Raw genomic sequence first — 16,027 nt, 5'->3', positions numbered from 1 at the left:
ACTCAGTCTCGTACGCACACGAAGATCGCCGACCCCGGGATCAGGTTCCCGCGCAACGGGGACCAGCCGCCCCACTCCTGGGTGTTCCACGCGGGCCACTCCGGCTCCACCACGTCGACCAGCCGCAGACCGGAGGCCACGATGTCCCGCACCCGGTCGCCGAGCGTCCGGTGATGCTCCACGTAGACCGCGTTCCCGTCCTCGTCCTGCTCCACATAAGGAGTGCGATCGAAGTAGGAGGCGGACACGGAGAGCCCCTCGGGACCCGGCTCGTCCGGGAACGCCCAGCGGATGGGGTGCGTGGCGGAGAAGACGAACCGGCCCCCGGGGCGCAGGACGCGCCGCACCTCCTTGAGGACCAGCACCGGGTCGGCGACGAAAGGCATCACCCCGTAGGCGGAGCAGACGAGGTCGAAGGCGCCGTCCTTGAAGGGCAGCACCCCGGCATCGGCCTGGACCAGCGGAACGCTCCCGCCGATCCGCAGCGCGTGCTGCAGCTGGCGGTGGGAGAGGTCGAGGGCGACCGGACGCGCGCCCTGCGCGGCGAGCCAGCGCGAGCACTGCGCCGCCCCGGAGCCGATCTCCAGGATGTCCTTGCCCTTGAGTTCCTCGGGCGGGCCCAGGAGCTCGGCCTCCACCTCGTCGAGACCTTCGGGACCCCACACGAACCGGTCGTCACCCAGGAAGGTGCCGTGCTCGATCTGGTAGTCGTCCGCGTTCCTGTCCCACCAGCCGCGATTGGCGCGACTGCTCTCCGTGACTCCCGCGTCACGGCGGGTGGCCTCGGGCTCGGGCGTCTCGGGCAGCTCGGACTCTTGGATGATCGGCTCCATCGTCGTACTCTTCCGTCTGGCTTCGTCGAGGCTCGTCGCGATGAGGCGCTCGCGGGACGCCGTGAAGGCGTCGCGACAGGGCGCTGTGCGGCCCATGTGGCCTCACGCGACAGCATTTGTGCCGGGTTTGCGGCCTTCCGCCCCGGGTGTGCGCCTTCGCGCATTGACCCTGTCCGGCTGCCCCCGTATGCTACAAGTTGCGCTGCGAGCCTGCCGTCCTCAGACCTAGCAGGATGCGCTCGCGTCTGTTGTATGTCCCCTCGGTTGTCGAGGCGCCTTCCGTTTCTTCGGAAACTCAGGAATCGGCGCTTCCCAGGCTGTCCGGCTTCTTCAGTTGCGAAATCGGTTCCGGCGCTAGCAGTACCTACGACTTCTGTCCGTACCGGAGCCCTTTCCCACATGACGAGCAGCACCGAGACCACCGCCACCACTCCGCAGGTAGCGGTCAACGACATCGGTAACGAGGAAGCCTTCCTCGCCGCGATCGACGAGACGATCAAGTACTTCAACGACGGCGACATCGTCGACGGCGTCATCGTGAAGGTCGACCGGGACGAGGTCCTGCTCGACATCGGTTACAAGACCGAAGGCGTCATCCCGAGCCGCGAGCTCTCCATCAAGCACGACGTCGACCCGAACGAGGTCGTCGCGGTTGGTGACGAGATCGAGGCCCTGGTTCTCCAGAAGGAGGACAAGGAAGGCCGTCTGATCCTGTCCAAGAAGCGCGCTCAGTACGAGCGTGCCTGGGGCACGATCGAGAAGATCAAGGAAGAAGACGGCATCGTCACCGGTACCGTCATCGAGGTCGTCAAGGGTGGTCTCATCCTCGACATCGGCCTCCGTGGCTTCCTGCCGGCCTCCCTCGTCGAGATGCGCCGCGTCCGCGACCTCCAGCCTTACGTGGGCAAGGAGCTCGAGGCCAAGATCATCGAGCTGGACAAGAACCGCAACAACGTGGTCCTGTCCCGCCGTGCCTGGCTCGAGCAGACCCAGTCCGAGGTTCGCCAGACGTTCCTCACGACCCTGCAGAAGGGTCAGGTCCGCTCCGGCGTCGTTTCCTCGATCGTCAACTTCGGTGCGTTCGTGGACCTCGGCGGCGTCGACGGTCTCGTGCACGTCTCCGAGCTCTCCTGGAAGCACATCGACCACCCCTCCGAGGTTGTCGAGGTCGGCCAGGAAGTCACCGTCGAGGTTCTCGACGTGGACATGGACCGCGAGCGCGTGTCCCTGTCGCTCAAGGCGACGCAGGAAGACCCGTGGCAGCAGTTCGCCCGCACGCACCAGATCGGGCAGGTTGTTCCCGGCAAGGTCACCAAGCTCGTTCCCTTCGGTGCGTTCGTGCGCGTCGACGAGGGCATCGAGGGCCTGGTCCACATCTCCGAGCTGGCCGAGCGCCACGTGGAGATCCCGGAGCAGGTCGTCCAGGTCAACGACGAGATCTTCGTCAAGGTCATCGACATCGACCTCGAGCGTCGCCGGATCTCGCTGTCGCTGAAGCAGGCCAACGAGTCCTTCGGCGCCGACCCGTCGGCCGTCGAGTTCGACCCGACCCTGTACGGCATGGCCGCGTCCTACGACGACCAGGGCAACTACATCTACCCCGAGGGCTTCGACCCCGAGACGAACGACTGGCTCGAGGGCTTCGAGACCCAGCGTGAGGCTTGGGAGGGTCAGTACGCCGAGGCGCAGACGCGCTTCGAGCAGCACCAGGCCCAGGTCATCAAGTCCCGCGAGGCGGACGCCCAGGCCGAGGCCGAGGGTGCTGCGGCTCCCGCGTCCTCGTCCGGCACCCCGGCTGCCGGTGGCAGCGGCGGTGGCGGCGGCGGTTCGTACTCCTCGGAGTCGGACGACAACTCCGGCGCCCTGGCGTCGGACGAGGCGCTTGCCGCGCTGCGCGAGAAGCTCGCCGGCGGCCAGAGCTGAGGCTCGCCCCTAGGCGGTAACAGCTGAGAACTGCGGGCCCGTACCTCTTCGGAGGTGCGGGCCCGCAGTGCGTTCGCTCGCCGCCGTCGTGAACTCGGCCACCCCTTGCGGGGGTTCGCCGTGACACAAGAAGCCGCCGTGAAGAGGCGGCGGAGGGAATGCGCGCGTCGCCGCGGGCGTTCTGATGTACGAGTCACGACGAAGAGGGCGAGGAGCGGTCACAGTGCTTGATCCGCAGGATTTGTACGCATGGGAGCCGAAGGGCCTTGCCGTCGTCGACATGGCGCTCGCCCAGGAGTCGGCCGGACTGGTCATGCTCTACCACTTCGACGGCTACATCGACGCGGGTGAGACCGGCGACCAGATCGTCGAGCGGCTCACGGACAGCCTGCCGGGACAGGTGGTCGCACGCTTCGACCACGACCGTCTCGTCGACTACCGCGCCCGCCGCCCGCTGCTCACGTTCCGGCGCGACCGCTGGACGGACTACGAGGTGCCCACGCTGGAGGTGCGGCTGCTCCAGGACGCCACGGGAGCGCCCTTCCTGCTGCTCTCCGGGCCCGAGCCCGACATCGAGTGGGAGCGGTTCGCGGCGGCGATCGAGCAGATCGTGGAGCGGCTCGGCGTGCGCCTCGCGGTGAACTTCCACGGCATCCCCATGGGCGTGCCGCACACCCGTCCCGTGGGCCTCACGCCGCACGGCAACCGCACCGACCTGGTGCCGGGGCACCGCAGCCCCTTCGACGAGGCGCAGGTGCCGGGCAGCGCCGCCTCGCTCGTCGAGTACCGCCTCCTGGAGGCGGGCCACGACGTGCTCGGTGTCGCCGCGCACGTCCCGCACTACATCGCGCGCTCCGCTTACCCGGACGCCGCCCTCACGGTCCTGGAGACGATCACCGCGGCGACGGGCCTCGTGCTGCCGAGCGTCGCGCACGGCCTGCGTACGGAGGCGCACCGCACCCAGACCGAGATCGACCGGCAGATCCAGGAGGGCGACGAGGAACTGGTCGCCCTCGTGCAGGGACTTGAGCACCAGTACGACGCGGCGGCGGGCGGCGACGCGCGCGGCAACATGCTCGCGGAGCCCATGGACACCCCGTCGGCCGACGAGATCGGCCAGGAATTCGAGCGCTTCCTCGCCGAGCGGGAGGGCGACGCATAGCGAAGGGGGCCACCCCCTAAGCTGCCGGTCATGCTGAAGGTGGGCCTGACCGGCGGTATCGGCGCCGGCAAGAGTGAAGTATCGCGTCTCCTCGTCGTGTCGGGAGCCGTGCTGATCGACGCCGACAAGATCGCGCGGGAAGTCGTGGAGCCCGGAACCGAGGGCCTGGCCAAGGTCGTTGAAGCCTTCGGCCAGGAGATCCTCGCCCCGGACGGCACCCTCGACCGGCCGAAGCTCGGCTCGGTCGTCTTCGCCGACCCGAAGAAGCTCGCCGCGCTGAACGCGATCGTGCACCCCTTGGTCGGCGCGCGCTCGGCGGAGCTGGAGGAGGCCGCTCCCGAGGACGCCGTGGTCATCCATGATGTGCCGCTGCTCGCGGAGAACGGCCTGGCACCCCTGTACGACCTGGTGGTCGTCGTCGACGCGCGCCCCGAGACCCAGCTGGACCGCCTCGTGCGGCTGCGCGGCATGAGCGAGGAGGACGCCCGCGCGCGGATGGCCGCTCAGGCCACGCGCGAGAAGAGGCTGGAGATCGCCGACCTCGTGATCGACAACGACGGCCCGCTGGAAGGCCTGGAGCAGCGGGTCGGCGAGGTCTGGGCGGAGCTCGCACGGCGGGCGCGGGCGGCCTAGCGGCGGGAACGGAATAGAGGGCGGCGTGTGGGGCGTTGACACAGTGCAGCGAGGGAAGGAGTCACGCGTGCCCGAAATAACCCCGGAGACTCATGTCATCGACTTCCGTGCGGCGGAGCAGCTCCTTGCCGCCCGGGACCCCAGAGGCGCCGTGAAGCTGCTCGACACGGTCATCGCGGCCCACCCCGAGAACACGGCGGCGCGGCTGCTGCGGGCCCGTGCCTTCTTCGCCGCCGCCCAACTGCGGGCCGCCGAGCTGGAGTTCAGCATCGTCCTGGAGCGTGAGCCGGACAACGCGTTCGCCCACTTCGCACTCGCCCGCACGTACGAGCGCGGGGCGCGGCCCGACCAGGCGCGGCGCCACTTCCGGCTGGCCGCGGCGCTCGACCCGCAGCCGGAGTACGTGGCGGCGGCGCGCTTCGACGACGAGGGCTGACCGAGGCCGACCGACGGCTGACCGGGGGCTAACCGGCCCTCGGAGGCTCGTACGGAGGCTCGTACGGCGGGATGTCGCGGCCCGGCTGATAGTGCGGGCCCTGGTGGATGTGGCGCAGGATCATCGCCATGTCCACGGTGACGATCAGCCAGAGCGCCCCGCACACCGCGGCCCACCCGGGACGGCCCGTCATGGCGAAGGCGACGGTGCCGAACGTGGCCCAGATCAGACCCCACACGCTGAGCCAGAAGCGCATGCGCAGGGGACTGCGCGCGGTCACCGGTTCACTGCCCGTGCGCATCACGAGAGGTCATCTCCTCCCAGTCCGCCCTGCCCCGGACGTCTCCACCTCCCAGCATCCACCCGTGGACGGAGGACCGGAAGGGCCTGCGGCTTCAAGATCGTAGATGCGACGATCGGGGGTATGGCTGTGCTGGACGTACTGAGGAAACGGGCGAGGACCGACGAGTGGCTCGCGGGGTGGCTGAAGGATCTCGAGGCCGCGGGGGAGCCGCGGAGCGAGGCGGTGCTGCCCCCTGCCGACGAGCTGCCGGACGTACTGCTCGACCTGGCCGTGCCGCACGAGGACATCAACGACCTGGTGGCCCTGCGCGGGCGGCTGTTGGGCGACCCGGAGGCGCGGTGGCTGCTCGACCGCGGCGTCGACGCGATGGTGCGGGACATGGGGAAGGTCGGTGATGACCCGCAGTACCCGCCTCTGCCTGCGGAGCTGGGCGCGCTCGGGGCCCTCTTCCACGTGTTCGTGTTCGTGGCGACCGTGCCGCACGTACGCGCGTATCACCGGAGCCGTGGCATCCCGGACGACGTCTCCCGGCGTACGCTCGCGGACCTCGGACGGCACATGGCGGTGCACCGCCGGGCGCGTGGTGGGCCCGGGCTGCTGCACCCGGGCTGGAACGCCCTGCATTTCCGGGGCGAGCTCTACCAACTGGGGCGGCTGCAGTTCCAGCGTGCCGTGCTGGGGGAGCGGATGGGCGGGGCGGTGGCCGCGGCGGGGCACTCCGCGGGCCGGGGCGATCCCTGTCTGAACCTCCACATCGCCGACTTCCACGGGCCCCTGTCCCCGGAGGCCTGCGACCGTTCGCTGGCGCTGGCGCGGGAGTTCTTCGCGCGGCACTATCCGGAGGAGCGATATGAGACAGCCGTGTGCCACTCCTGGCTGCTCGATCCGCAACTGCGGCACTATCTGCCGACCGACGCGAACATCGTCCGCTTCCAGGAGCGTTTCCGCCTCGCGTCCGGATACGAGCGGAAGGCGGACGACGCGACCCCCGTCGCCTTCGTCTTCGGCGACCGCGACCTGCCGGTGGCCGAACTGCCCAGGCGGACAAGCGTGGAGCGGGCCGTGGGCGACCATCTGCGGGCGGGTGGCCATTGGTACGGGGAGCATGGCTGGTTCCCGCTGTAGACCGCGGGGCCTTCGGGCGAGGCGGGAACGGGCCCCCGGGGCGCTTCGTTGAGGTGGCATGACTGTGGAGATGCGTGAGGGATACGAGGGGACGGGGCCCGGAGCGATCACGCCGGACGGCTGCGCGGTCGAGCTCTACGCGCGCCTGTCCGTCGGGGACGAGCCCGAGGTCATCGCCGGGGCGGTGCCGGCCGGGGCGCACATCCTGGAGCTGGGCTGCGGCGCGGGACGGGTGACGCGTCCCCTGCTCGAGCGGGGGTTCCGGGTCACGGCGGTGGACGAGTCCGCCGAGATGCTGGAGAAGGTCTCCGCGCTCGACGGGCGGGTGCGCACGGTCCGGAGCCCGATCGAGACACTCGACCTGGGGGAGCGGTTCGAGGTGGTGATGCTCGCGTCGTTCCTCGTGCACGACGGCGACACGGCGGTCCGGCGCGGGATGCTGCGGGCCTGCCGCAGCCATGTGACGGACGACGGCTGTGTGCTGATCCAGCGGGAGGGCGCGGACTATCACACGAACCTGCCGAGGGAGCGGGTCGACCCGGCGGGCTACACCGTGCGGATCCTGTCGGCGGAACCGATAGGCGACGGCGTGAACGAGGTGCGCGCGGAGTATGTCTTCCCGGACGCCGTATGGACCCAGACGTTCCGCGCCCGGCCGCTCACGAAGGAAGAGTTCGAGCAGGCCCTTGAGGAGGCAGGACTGAGGGTCGACAAGTACCTGACGGAGGACGGGATCTGGGTCCGGGCGCTGCCGATCCGGTAGTTCGGCGCGGGGCGGAGATGGTGTGCTGACGGGCGATGAGTTCTGTGGGGCGGGCCGGTCTATCCAGGTGACAGCACAAGCACAACACCCCCTGCTCACCGAGGAGATCACCATGACCACGGCCGCCGCCTCCACCCCTGCCGCCTCCGCCGCCCCCACCGTCGCGGGCCGCCGCTCCGTGCGCGTCACGCTGCGCACGGTCCAGGTGGTGCTCGGCCTGTTCTTCGTTCTCGCCAGTGGCGCGCCCAAGCTGATCGCGCATTCCACGGCTGTCGAGACCTTCGAGAGACTCGGGTGGGGCGACCCGGGGATGTACACGATCGGCGCGCTGGAGGTGCTCGGCGGGATCGCCCTGCTGATTCCGGTGCTCGGCTCCGTCGGCGCGACGGCCCTGATCGCGCTGATGATCGGCGCGTTCATCGCGAGCGTGTCCGCGCTCGGCGGGGAGAACGCCGCGACGCCGCTCGTCCTGATCCTGCCGCTCGCGTGGATTGCGTGGGCGCGGCGTGGGCGGACGACGGAGCTGGTGCGTCTTCTCGCGGGGCGCGGGGCGCGGGGCGCGGGGAGTGAGGGACGGGGCTCGGGGGTGAGGTTCCGCCCCCGAGCCGTCAGCCGTCCAAGCCGCGCAGGCGTTCCAGTTCGCGGCGGTCGCGTCTGGTGGGGAGAACGCCGGTACGCCGCTTGTCCTGGTTCTGCCGCTCGGGGGTGAGGTTTCGTCCCCGCGTTGTCAGCCTTCCAGGCCGCGCAGGCGTTCCAGTTCGCGGCGGTCGCGTTTGGTGGGGCGGCCTGTTCCCCGGTCACGGATGCCGGCGGGGGCGACTGCCTCGCGGGGCGGCGGGGGAGGGCTGTTGTCGACGTAGCACTCGACGGCCACCGGGGCGCCGACGCGCTTGCGGATGAGGCGCTTGACGATGACGACGTGTTCGCGGCCGCCCGCGTGGCGCAGGCGCACCTCGTCACCGACGTGGACACCGTAAGCGGGCTTCACGCGCTCGCCGTTGACCCGCACATGTCCGCCCTTGCAGGCCGCCGCGCCCGCGGAGCGGGTCTTGACCAGGCGTACGGACCAGATCCAGGCGTCGACCCGCACCGAGCCCCCGGCCCCGCCTGGGCCACCGCCCGGACCGCTGCCCGTGGCCGTGCCCGCCGGAGCTCCCCCGGTCCCGTCACCGCTGCCCGCACCGCCTGAATTCTGCGAAGCCATGCCCCGACTTTAATGCCTGCCCGGCGGTTCAGGGCCGGGGTGCGGGCTGTGCGGCAGCAGTGCGGCATCCCCGCCCGCCCGGCGAGCCGCACGGAAACCCCTCCCCTCGGAGTCCGATAATTCGGTCTATTCGCCGCAAAGCGGGACGTAGACCGAGGGGTGCCGCCCATGAAGCTCGAAGCCACCGTCGATGGCCTGATGGACACGTTGCGGGCCGACCTCGTACGCCTCGCCGCGATCCCGTCGATCGCCTTCCCCGGCTTCCCGGCCGCACCGGTGCACGAGGCGCACGACCTGCTGGCCGATCTGCTGCGGGAAGCGGGGGTGCCCCATGTCGAGCGGCTGGACCTGCCGGACACCGCGCCCGTGATCTACGGAGAGATTCCGCCGCCGACCCCCGAGGCGCCGACCGTCCTGCTCTACGGCCACTACGACGTCCAGCCGCCCGGCGACGAGAGCCTGTGGAAGTCGCCGCCCTTCGAGCCGACCCCCATCGACGAGGCGGGCAGCGGCCTGCGCGCCCGCGGCATCGCGGACGACAAGTCCAACGTCATCGCGCACCTGGGAATGCTGCGGGCCTACGGCGGCCGCCCGCCCGTCGGGATCAAGATCGTCATCGAGGGCCAGGAGGAGTACGGCAGCGCCTTCGACGACTATCCGCCCACCGACCCGGAACGCTTCGCCTGCGATGCCATGGTCGTCGCCGACCTCGGCAACCTGCGGCCGGGCACCCCCACCCTCACCACCGCCCTGCGCGGCGCGTCCGAGGTCGTGGTGGAGGTACGCACCCTCGACGAGCCGCGCCACAGCGGGGAGTTCGGCGGCGCGGCGCCCGACGCGCTGCTCGTGCTGCTCAAGGCCCTGGCCACCCTTCACGACGTACACGGCGATGTGGCCGTGGAGGGGCTGCGGCGCGAGGACTGGAGCGGCACGGGCTACACCGACGAGGAGTTCCGCGAGCTCGCCGGGGTAGTGGACGGGGTGCCGCTCGTCGGCAGCGGCAGCCTCGGCGAGCGGCTCTGGAGCGGCCCCGCGATCACCGTCGTCGGCCTGGACGCGCCCAGCGTCGAGCACGCGGCGTCAGCGGTCGTGCCGTACGCGCGCGCCAAGTTGAACCTCCGCTTCCATCCCCGTCAGGGCGCGCAGGAAGCCCAGGCGAAGCTCGTCGACCACCTGCGGTCACTCACCCCCTTCGGCGTCCCCCTCACCGTCACGCCCGGCGACACCGGCCCCGGCTACGAGGCCGCGACCGGCGGACCCGCCTACCGAGCCGCCCGCGCCGCGCTCAAGGAGGCCTGGGGCGAGGAGGCCTCCTTCGTGGCGACCGGAGGCTCCATCCCGCTGGTCAACGGCCTCGCGAAGGCGGCACCCGGCGCCGAGGTCCTGCTCTTCGGCGCCCAGGACAGCATGTGCAATCTGCACGCCCCGAACGAACGCGTCCTCTTCTCCGAGCTGCGCAACACCGTCGTCGCCATGGCGGCCTTCGTGCGCGAGTACGCCGCGGACTTCGGTGGCGCCACCGGAAACGGGAAGAGCGGCGCATGAGCACCACCGCGACCGACCCCGGCACCGAAGAGCCGCAGCACAAGGGGAAGTTCACCTTCCCCAGCGCCCTGACCATCCTCGCGATCGTCACCGTCGCCGTCTGGCTGCTCGCCTTCCTCATCCCGTCCGGCGCCTACGACCGCAACGACAAGGGCGCCCCCGTCCAGGGCAGCTACCACCGCGTCGACTCGGGCCAGACCTTCGTCGACCGGCTCAACGACCTCTTCCTCGCCCCGGTCAACGGCCTTTACGGCATCCAGGACGAGAAGTCGGGCGTGGTCGGCCCCGACCTGGCCGGTGAGCTGTACGGCAGCGCGGGCGTCTTCCTGTTCGTGCTCGCCATCGGCGCGTTCATCACCGTCGTCTTCGCCACCGGCGCCCTCGACCGCGGCATCGGCCGCCTCGCCCACCGGCTGCGCGAGCGCGGCGCGATGCTGATCGCGGGAGTGATGCTCGTCTTCTCCGTCCTCGGCACGGTCGAGGGCTTCGCGGAGGAGACCCTCGGCTTCTACGGCCTGATCGTGCCGCTGATGCTCGCCCTCGGCTACGACCGCATGGTCGCGGTCGGCGCGATCATCCTGGGCGCCGGGATCGGCGTGCTCTGCTCGACGGTCAACCCGTTCGCGACCGGCGTCGCCTCGTCCGCCGCCGACATCTCGCTCGGCGACGGCATCATCCTGCGGTTCGCGATGTGGATCGTCCTGACCGCGGTCACCATCGCCTACGTCATCCGCTACGCGAAGCGCGTACAGAAGAACCCGGCTCGTTCCCTCTCCGGTTTCCTGCCCGGTGACCGCGAGCAGACCGCCGCCGACGCGGGCGAGGTGCCCGAGCTGACGCGCCTGCACAAGGCCGTGCTCGCCCTGGTCGCGCTCGTCTTCGCGTTCATGATCTTCTCGGTGGTGCCCTGGTCGAGCGCGCTCACGGGCAAGGCGGACGCCGAGCCGTACGGCTTCGAACTCGGCTGGTCCTTCCCGCAGCTGGCGGCGCTCTTCCTCGTCGCGGCCGTGCTCGTCGGGTGCGTGGCACGGATGGGCGAGCAGAAGCTCAGCTCGACCATCACCCAGGGCGCGGCCGACTTCATCTCGCCCGCGCTGGTCATCGTGCTCGCCCGCGGCGTCACGGTGATCATGAACAACTCGAAGGTCACGGACACCGTCCTGCACTCCATCGAGGGCGTGGTGAAGGGCACGTCCTCCGGCCTCTTCGCGATCATCGTCTTCGTCGTGAACCTGCCGCTCGCCTTCCTCATCCCGTCCACCTCAGGCCACGCGACCCTCGCCATGCCGATCCTCGCCCCGCTCGCCGACTTCGCCGGGGTCTCGCGCTCCGTCGTCGTCACGGCCTGGCAGGCGGCGAGCGGCTGGATGAACCTCTGGGTCCCGACCACGGCCGTGACCATCGGCGGCGTCGCACTCGCGAAGGTCGGTTACGACAAGTACCTGCGCTTCGTGTGGCCGCTGCTCGCCATCCTGTTCGTCCTGATCTGCGCCTTCGTGGCGCTTGGAGCGGCTCTCACATGACAACGAACGCACCAGCCACAGCCACGCCCGCGGCGGCCCGCCCCTCGGCCGCCGCCTACCGCAATCTCCTCGTGGCCACCGTCGGGTTCACCCTCACCTTCTGGGCGTGGGACCTGATCGCGCCGCTCGGCAGCGACTTCGGGGAGCGGCTCGGGCTCTCCTCGTTCGCGCAGTCCCTGCTGGTCGCAGTGCCGGTCATCGTCGGCTCGCTCGGCCGCGTCCCGGTCGGCGCGCTCACCGACCGCTACGGCGCCAAGCTGATGTTCCCGCTGGTCTCGGCGCTCACCATCGTGCCGGTGCTGCTGATCATCCCGGCCAAGGACAACTACGTCGCGATGCTCGCGGTCGGCTTCCTGCTCGGCCTCGGCGGGACGACGTTCGCGATCGGCATCCCGCTGGTCAACTCCTGGTTCCCGCCCGCGCACCGCGGCTTCGCGCTCGGCGTCTTCGGCATGGGCATGGGCGGTGTGGCGCTCTCCGGCTACTTCACGCCCCGTATCGCCAAGCACGGCGACAATCTCCCGTTCCTGGTCGTGGCGATCGCCCTCGCGGCGTTCGCGGTGGTCGCCGCGCTGCTCATCACTGACCGCCCCGACCGGCCGGTGCCGACGAGCCCCCTCACCACCCGCCTCGGCGAGGCGGGACGGCTGCGGGTGACGTGGGAGCTTTCCGCGCTGTACGCGATCGGCTTCGGCGGCATCGTCGCCTTCGGGGTCTATCTGCCCACGTACCTGAAGACCTGGTACGACCTCTCGCCCACCGACGCGGGCACCAAGGCGGCCGGATTCGCGCTGGTCACGGTCATCTTCCGGCCCGTCGGCGGCTGGCTGTCCGACCGTATCCACCCCGCCTCGGTCACCTCGGTGGCGCTGGCCGTCGTCGCCGTCTTCGCCATCGCGCAGGCCTTCGAGCCGTCGCTGAACCCGGGCGGCACGATCTGCTTCCTGGTCATGGCGGCCGGGCTCGGCACGGCGAGCGGCAGCGTCTTCGCCCTCGTCTCCCAGGTGACACCACAGGCGCAGGTCGGCTCCGTGACCGGAATCGTGGGAGCGATGGGCGGCCTCGGAGGCTTCGTGCCACCGCTGGTCATGGGGGCGATCTACAGCGCCAAGGACTCGTACTCGATCGGCTTCATGCTGCTCTCGGACCTGGCGCTCGCGGGCTGCGTGTACGCGTACGGGCGGATGCGGGGGCTGCGAGCCTCGTAACCGGTGCTACCGGTGCTACCGGTGCTACCGGTGGTCGGAAACCCGCCGGCGCGGGCGGCCTGCTACGCCGGCATCACCGGCTCCGCCGAGTTCGTCCTCAAACGCCGGACGGGCTGGATCTCGCAGCCCGCCCGGCGTTGGGGGAGGGGCCTGGGGTTAGTCCTCCTCCTCGCCGAAGAGGTGCCGCACCGTGGAGCGGTAGTTGGTCCGTACGTGGGCCAGCGCCACGCCACGCGCGCGCTCCGCGTCCCCGGACGCCACCGCCTCGTACAACTCCCGGTGCTCCGCGAGCAGATGCGTCCACTCCTCGTTGCGCCGCGTCATCCACCGAAGGCGGCCGTCCACCGGCTCCATGACCGAGGTCAGCAGGCCGTTGCCCGCCATCGCGAGCAGGCGGTCGTGGAAGCGCGTGTTGATGTCCGTGATCGACTCGGCGTCCGCCGTGCGGGTCGCCTCGGCCGCGCTGTCGAGCAGCGCGGAGAGCTCCGCGAGGCCCTCCTCGGTGGCCCGTTCCGCCGCGCGCCCCGTCGCGAACACCTCCAACGCCTCGCGCAGCTCGAACAGTTCGGCCACGTCGGTGCGGGTCAGACGCCGGACCACGGTCCTGCGCGGGGTCTCGAAGGTGACGAAGCCCTCGGCGACCAGCGCCCGGATCGCCTCGCGGACCGGCACCCTGGACACCCCCAGGCGCTCCGCGAGCTCGCGTTCCACCAGGCGGTCGCCCGGTCCCAGGCGTCCGGCGATGATCTCCTGCCGCAGCTCGGCGAGCACGCGTTCGCGTACGGCGGCCAGCGGCTGCTCCACGGTCGTCATGGGGTCCATCATTGCCGAACCCCGCATCGATTTACCGATTCGTAACCGTACGGACATTGCCGGGCGCCTGCGGGAGCGGGAGCATGTCGGAATCTTTGGTATACCAAAACTTGGTATACCAAAGGGTGCCGCACCTCCGTCCCCTTCGCAGGAGGCCCCGTGTCCCTCACGCCCGTGACTCCCACCCGAGGCGCCGACTCCCCAGGCGCCGACTCCCCAGGCGTCGCCACCGACTTCGTGCCGGACCCCCGCCTCACCAACGAGGACCTCGCCCCCTCCGCCGAGCGCAAGTGGAAGGTCTTCGACCTCTTCGCCCTGTGGATGTCGGACGTCCACAACCTGGGCAACTACACGTTCGCGGCAGGCCTGTTGGTCCTCGGCCTGAACGTCTGGCAGATCTTCACCTCCCTGCTCGTCGGCTTCGTGCTCATCTACGTCGGGATGAACATGATGGGGCGCATCGGCCAGCGCCACGGCGTGCCGTTCCCCGTCGTCAGCCGCATCAGCTTCGGCGTCTGGGGCGCCAACATCCCCGCCCTGATCCGGGCCGTGATCGCCATCATGTGGTACGGAATCCAGACCTATCTGGCGTCCATCGCGGTCAACGTCATGCTGATCGCCGCCTTCCCGAGTCTGGACTCGTGGACCGAGCACTCCTTCCTCGGCCTGCACGCGCTCGGCTGGTGTTCGTTCGTCGCCCTCTGGCTCGTCCAGGGGCTGATCATGACCCAAGGCATGGAATCCGTACGGAAGTTCCAGGACTTCTGCGGGCCGGCCATCTGGGTCGTGATGATCGCCCTCGCGGTGTGGATCCTCTGGAAGGCGGGCTGGACCATCTCGCTCACCAGCACCCCCCACCCGGTCTCCACCGGTGAGCAGGTGCGGCAGTGGTTCGGCGCCATCGGTCTCATCCTCGCCACCTACGGCACGCTGATGCTCAACTTCTGCGACTTCTCGCGCTTCGCCCCCGACTACCGCACCGTCAAGCGCGGCAACTTCTGGGGCCTTCCCATCAACTCCACGGCCTTCGTGATCCTCTCCGTCATCGTCACCGCGGGCAGCCTGGAGGTCTTCGGCAAGGCCATCACCGACCCCGCCGAGCTGGTCGCCGAGATCGGCAACACCTGGGTCCTCATCTTCGGGGCGCTCACCTTCGCCGTCGCCACGATGGGCGTGAACATCGTGGCCAACTTCGTCTCGCCCGCGTACGACCTGGCCAACGTCTGGCCGCAGAAGATCACCTTCAAGATCGGCGGCATCATCTCCACGGTGGCGGCCCTGCTCGTCACCCCGTGGAACCTCTACTCCAACCCGACCGTCGTGAACTACTTCCTCGGCGGTCTCGGCGCTTTCCTCGGACCGCTGTTCGGGATCATCGCGGTCGACTACTTCTGGGTGAAGCGCGGCCGCATCGACGCCGAGGCGCTCTTCAAGGCCGAGCCCGGATCGCCCTACTACTACAAGCGGGGCGTCAACCCGAAGGCGCTGGGGGCCTTCGTGCCGACCGCGGGTGTCGCCGCGGTGTGCGCGCTCGTGCCGTTCTTCGACTACGTCGCGCCGTACTCCTGGTTCATCGGGACCGCCACGGCTGCGCTGCTGTACGCGGCGCTGTGCCGCGCCGAGCGGGCCGCGGGGGCTGTGACCGAATCCGTCGCCGAGGTGGAGGCCTAGTGCGCATCGTCGTCACCAACTGCAACACCACCCGGGCGATGACCGAGGAGATCGTGCGGGGTGCCAGGGGCGCGGCCGCCCCCGGCACCACGATCTCCGGGCTCACCCCCGCCTGGGGTCCCGAGTCCGCCGAGGGGTGGCTCGACAGCTACCTCTCGGCGGCCGCGGTCCTGGACACCCTGCGCGGCTACGATGAGGCGTACGACGCAGTCGTCATGGCCGGTTTCGGCGAGCACGGGCGCGAGGGCGCCCGGGAACTCCTCGACGTGCCCGTCGTCGACATCACCGAGGCCGCCGCGCATCTCGCCTGCCTGCTCGGGCGGCGGTACGGCGTCGTCACCACCCTCGACCGGACGCGCGGCCAGATCGAGGACAGCCTGCACGCGGCGGGCGTCGCGCAGAACTGCGCGGCGGTGATCGGCACCGGGCTCGGCGTCCTCGACCTCGGCGACTCCGAGGTCACCACGCGGGCCTTCCTGGCCGCCGCCGAACGGGCCCGCGACGCGGGCGCCGAGGTCCTGGTCCTCGGCTGCGCGGGCATGACCGGCCTGCAGGAGAAGGTCGGCACGGCCCTCGACATGCCGGTGGTCGACGGAGTGGCGGCAGCGGTGAAACTCGCCGAGTCGCTCGTCACCCTGGGCTTGAACACGAGCCGAGCGGCCGGTTACGCCAAACCCCTCCCCAAGGAGCGGACTTGGGGGCGGGGGTGGGGCGGACCTTCGTAGGTGGTCGGGCGTCGGGGCTGGGCTGAGCGGGCGCGCGTTGGTGGTCATGCCAAGCGTCCGCGGGCGGCGCGCACTTGAGGCGCGGGCTTGGGGTGGGGGTGGAGCGGCCCTTCGTAGGCGGTCGGTTGTCGGGCCCGGGTTGGGCTGGCACGCGTCGGT

16 protein-coding genes are annotated in these 16,027 nt (G+C 70.4%); 12 read left to right on the top strand and 4 right to left on the bottom strand.

Going from position 1 to position 16,027, the window contains the following annotated elements; translation table 11 throughout:
• Positions 1 to 2 precede the first annotated feature (2 nt).
• Positions 3 to 833, bottom strand: coding sequence for a class I SAM-dependent methyltransferase (locus AB0I66_RS14355; protein WP_363208139.1), 831 nt, complete (start codon positions 831 to 833; stop codon positions 3 to 5).
• Between the two features lie 399 nt (positions 834 to 1,232).
• Between AB0I66_RS14355 and rpsA the strand changes: the two genes are divergently transcribed.
• The 4 genes from rpsA (at position 1,233) to AB0I66_RS14335 (ending at position 4,987) form a co-directional block, all read left to right on the top strand.
• Positions 1,233 to 2,756, top strand: a complete 1,524-nt coding sequence (gene rpsA / locus AB0I66_RS14350) for a 30S ribosomal protein S1 (protein WP_363208138.1) — start codon at positions 1,233 to 1,235, stop codon at positions 2,754 to 2,756.
• A gap of 223 nt (positions 2,757 to 2,979) precedes the next feature.
• The gene (locus AB0I66_RS14345; protein ID WP_363208137.1) at positions 2,980 to 3,918 is read left to right on the top strand and encodes a PAC2 family protein; all 939 of its coding nucleotides are present in this window, start codon (positions 2,980 to 2,982) and stop codon (positions 3,916 to 3,918) included.
• Positions 3,919 to 3,948: 30 nt separating this feature from the next.
• Entirely contained in the window at positions 3,949 to 4,551 is a 603-nt protein-coding gene (gene coaE, locus AB0I66_RS14340) for a dephospho-CoA kinase (RefSeq protein ID WP_363208136.1), read from the top strand.
• A 67-nt stretch (positions 4,552 to 4,618) separates the two neighbouring features.
• On the top strand, positions 4,619 to 4,987 hold the full coding sequence (locus tag AB0I66_RS14335) for a tetratricopeptide repeat protein (protein ID WP_363208135.1): 369 nt from the start codon (positions 4,619 to 4,621) through the stop codon (positions 4,985 to 4,987).
• Between the two features lie 28 nt (positions 4,988 to 5,015).
• Here AB0I66_RS14335 and AB0I66_RS14330 read toward each other — a convergent pair whose 3' ends face one another.
• Positions 5,016 to 5,288, bottom strand: a complete 273-nt coding sequence (locus AB0I66_RS14330) for a DUF6343 family protein (RefSeq protein WP_363208134.1) — start codon at positions 5,286 to 5,288, stop codon at positions 5,016 to 5,018.
• 225 nt (positions 5,289 to 5,513) lie between these two features.
• Between AB0I66_RS14330 and AB0I66_RS14325 the strand changes: the two genes are divergently transcribed.
• From AB0I66_RS14325 to AB0I66_RS14315, 3 genes are all read left to right on the top strand, one after another.
• Positions 5,514 to 6,416, top strand: coding sequence for an acyltransferase domain-containing protein (locus AB0I66_RS14325; RefSeq protein WP_363208671.1), 903 nt, complete (start codon positions 5,514 to 5,516; stop codon positions 6,414 to 6,416).
• A gap of 58 nt (positions 6,417 to 6,474) precedes the next feature.
• Entirely contained in the window at positions 6,475 to 7,179 is a 705-nt protein-coding gene (locus AB0I66_RS14320) for a class I SAM-dependent methyltransferase (RefSeq protein ID WP_363208133.1), read from the top strand.
• A gap of 112 nt (positions 7,180 to 7,291) precedes the next feature.
• Positions 7,292 to 7,888: a DoxX family protein gene (locus AB0I66_RS14315; RefSeq protein WP_363208132.1), complete on the top strand. Its 597-nt coding sequence runs from the start codon at positions 7,292 to 7,294 to the stop codon at positions 7,886 to 7,888.
• A gap of 18 nt (positions 7,889 to 7,906) precedes the next feature.
• Here the strand turns inward: AB0I66_RS14315 and AB0I66_RS14310 are convergent, their stop codons facing one another.
• The gene (locus tag AB0I66_RS14310) at positions 7,907 to 8,383 is read right to left on the bottom strand and encodes an RNA-binding S4 domain-containing protein (protein ID WP_363208131.1); all 477 of its coding nucleotides are present in this window, start codon (positions 8,381 to 8,383) and stop codon (positions 7,907 to 7,909) included.
• A 168-nt stretch (positions 8,384 to 8,551) separates the two neighbouring features.
• Here AB0I66_RS14310 and AB0I66_RS14305 point away from each other — a divergent pair, with 168 nt between their 5' ends.
• The 3 genes from AB0I66_RS14305 to AB0I66_RS14295 are packed head-to-tail and all read left to right on the top strand — an operon-like array spanning position 8,552 to position 12,659.
• Positions 8,552 to 9,928, top strand: a complete 1,377-nt coding sequence (locus AB0I66_RS14305) for a M20/M25/M40 family metallo-hydrolase (RefSeq protein WP_363208130.1) — start codon at positions 8,552 to 8,554, stop codon at positions 9,926 to 9,928.
• Positions 9,925 to 11,451, top strand: coding sequence for a Na+/H+ antiporter NhaC family protein (locus AB0I66_RS14300; protein ID WP_363208129.1), 1,527 nt, complete (start codon positions 9,925 to 9,927; stop codon positions 11,449 to 11,451). The genes AB0I66_RS14305 and AB0I66_RS14300 overlap by 4 nt, the downstream gene beginning before the upstream one ends.
• Entirely contained in the window at positions 11,448 to 12,659 is a 1,212-nt protein-coding gene (locus AB0I66_RS14295; RefSeq protein ID WP_363208128.1) for an MFS transporter, read from the top strand. Before AB0I66_RS14300 ends, AB0I66_RS14295 begins: the two co-directional genes overlap by 4 nt.
• A gap of 156 nt (positions 12,660 to 12,815) precedes the next feature.
• Here AB0I66_RS14295 and AB0I66_RS14290 read toward each other — a convergent pair whose 3' ends face one another.
• On the bottom strand, positions 12,816 to 13,472 hold the full coding sequence (locus tag AB0I66_RS14290) for a GntR family transcriptional regulator (protein ID WP_363208127.1): 657 nt from the start codon (positions 13,470 to 13,472) through the stop codon (positions 12,816 to 12,818).
• Positions 13,473 to 13,646: 174 nt separating this feature from the next.
• On the opposite strand from AB0I66_RS14290, the gene AB0I66_RS14285 reads away from it, so the two are divergent.
• Entirely contained in the window at positions 13,647 to 15,143 is a 1,497-nt protein-coding gene (locus AB0I66_RS14285; RefSeq protein WP_363208670.1) for an NCS1 family nucleobase:cation symporter-1, read from the top strand.
• Entirely contained in the window at positions 15,143 to 15,868 is a 726-nt protein-coding gene (locus tag AB0I66_RS14280) for an aspartate/glutamate racemase family protein (protein ID WP_363208126.1), read from the top strand. Before AB0I66_RS14285 ends, AB0I66_RS14280 begins: the two co-directional genes overlap by 1 nt.
• Positions 15,869 to 16,027 lie beyond the last annotated feature (159 nt).

Origin of the sequence: Streptomyces sp. NPDC050439 (assembly GCF_040655335.1) — a bacterium.
Lineage (GTDB): Bacteria > Actinomycetota > Actinomycetes > Streptomycetales > Streptomycetaceae > Streptomyces.
This window is presented reverse-complemented; position numbering and strand designations above follow the sequence as displayed.

What these genes read in the sequence shown, in the direction of transcription:
- AB0I66_RS14355 (WP_363208139.1), bottom strand. Translation starts at nt 833, where the DNA reads ATGGAGCCGATCATCCAAGAGTCCGAGCTGCCCGAGACGCCCGAGCCC.
- AB0I66_RS14310 (WP_363208131.1), bottom strand. Translation starts at nt 8,383, where the DNA reads ATGGCTTCGCAGAATTCAGGCGGTGCGGGCAGCGGTGACGGGACCGGG.
- rpsA (WP_363208138.1), top strand. Translation starts at nt 1,233, where the DNA reads ATGACGAGCAGCACCGAGACCACCGCCACCACTCCGCAGGTAGCGGTC.
- AB0I66_RS14290 (WP_363208127.1), bottom strand. Translation starts at nt 13,472, where the DNA reads ATGACGACCGTGGAGCAGCCGCTGGCCGCCGTACGCGAACGCGTGCTC.
- AB0I66_RS14305 (WP_363208130.1), top strand. Translation starts at nt 8,552, where the DNA reads ATGAAGCTCGAAGCCACCGTCGATGGCCTGATGGACACGTTGCGGGCC.
- AB0I66_RS14315 (WP_363208132.1), top strand. Translation starts at nt 7,292, where the DNA reads ATGACCACGGCCGCCGCCTCCACCCCTGCCGCCTCCGCCGCCCCCACC.
- AB0I66_RS14330 (WP_363208134.1), bottom strand. Translation starts at nt 5,288, where the DNA reads ATGCGCACGGGCAGTGAACCGGTGACCGCGCGCAGTCCCCTGCGCATG.
- AB0I66_RS14320 (WP_363208133.1), top strand. Translation starts at nt 6,475, where the DNA reads ATGACTGTGGAGATGCGTGAGGGATACGAGGGGACGGGGCCCGGAGCG.
- coaE (WP_363208136.1), top strand. Translation starts at nt 3,949, where the DNA reads ATGCTGAAGGTGGGCCTGACCGGCGGTATCGGCGCCGGCAAGAGTGAA.
- AB0I66_RS14295 (WP_363208128.1), top strand. Translation starts at nt 11,448, where the DNA reads ATGACAACGAACGCACCAGCCACAGCCACGCCCGCGGCGGCCCGCCCC.
- AB0I66_RS14300 (WP_363208129.1), top strand. Translation starts at nt 9,925, where the DNA reads ATGAGCACCACCGCGACCGACCCCGGCACCGAAGAGCCGCAGCACAAG.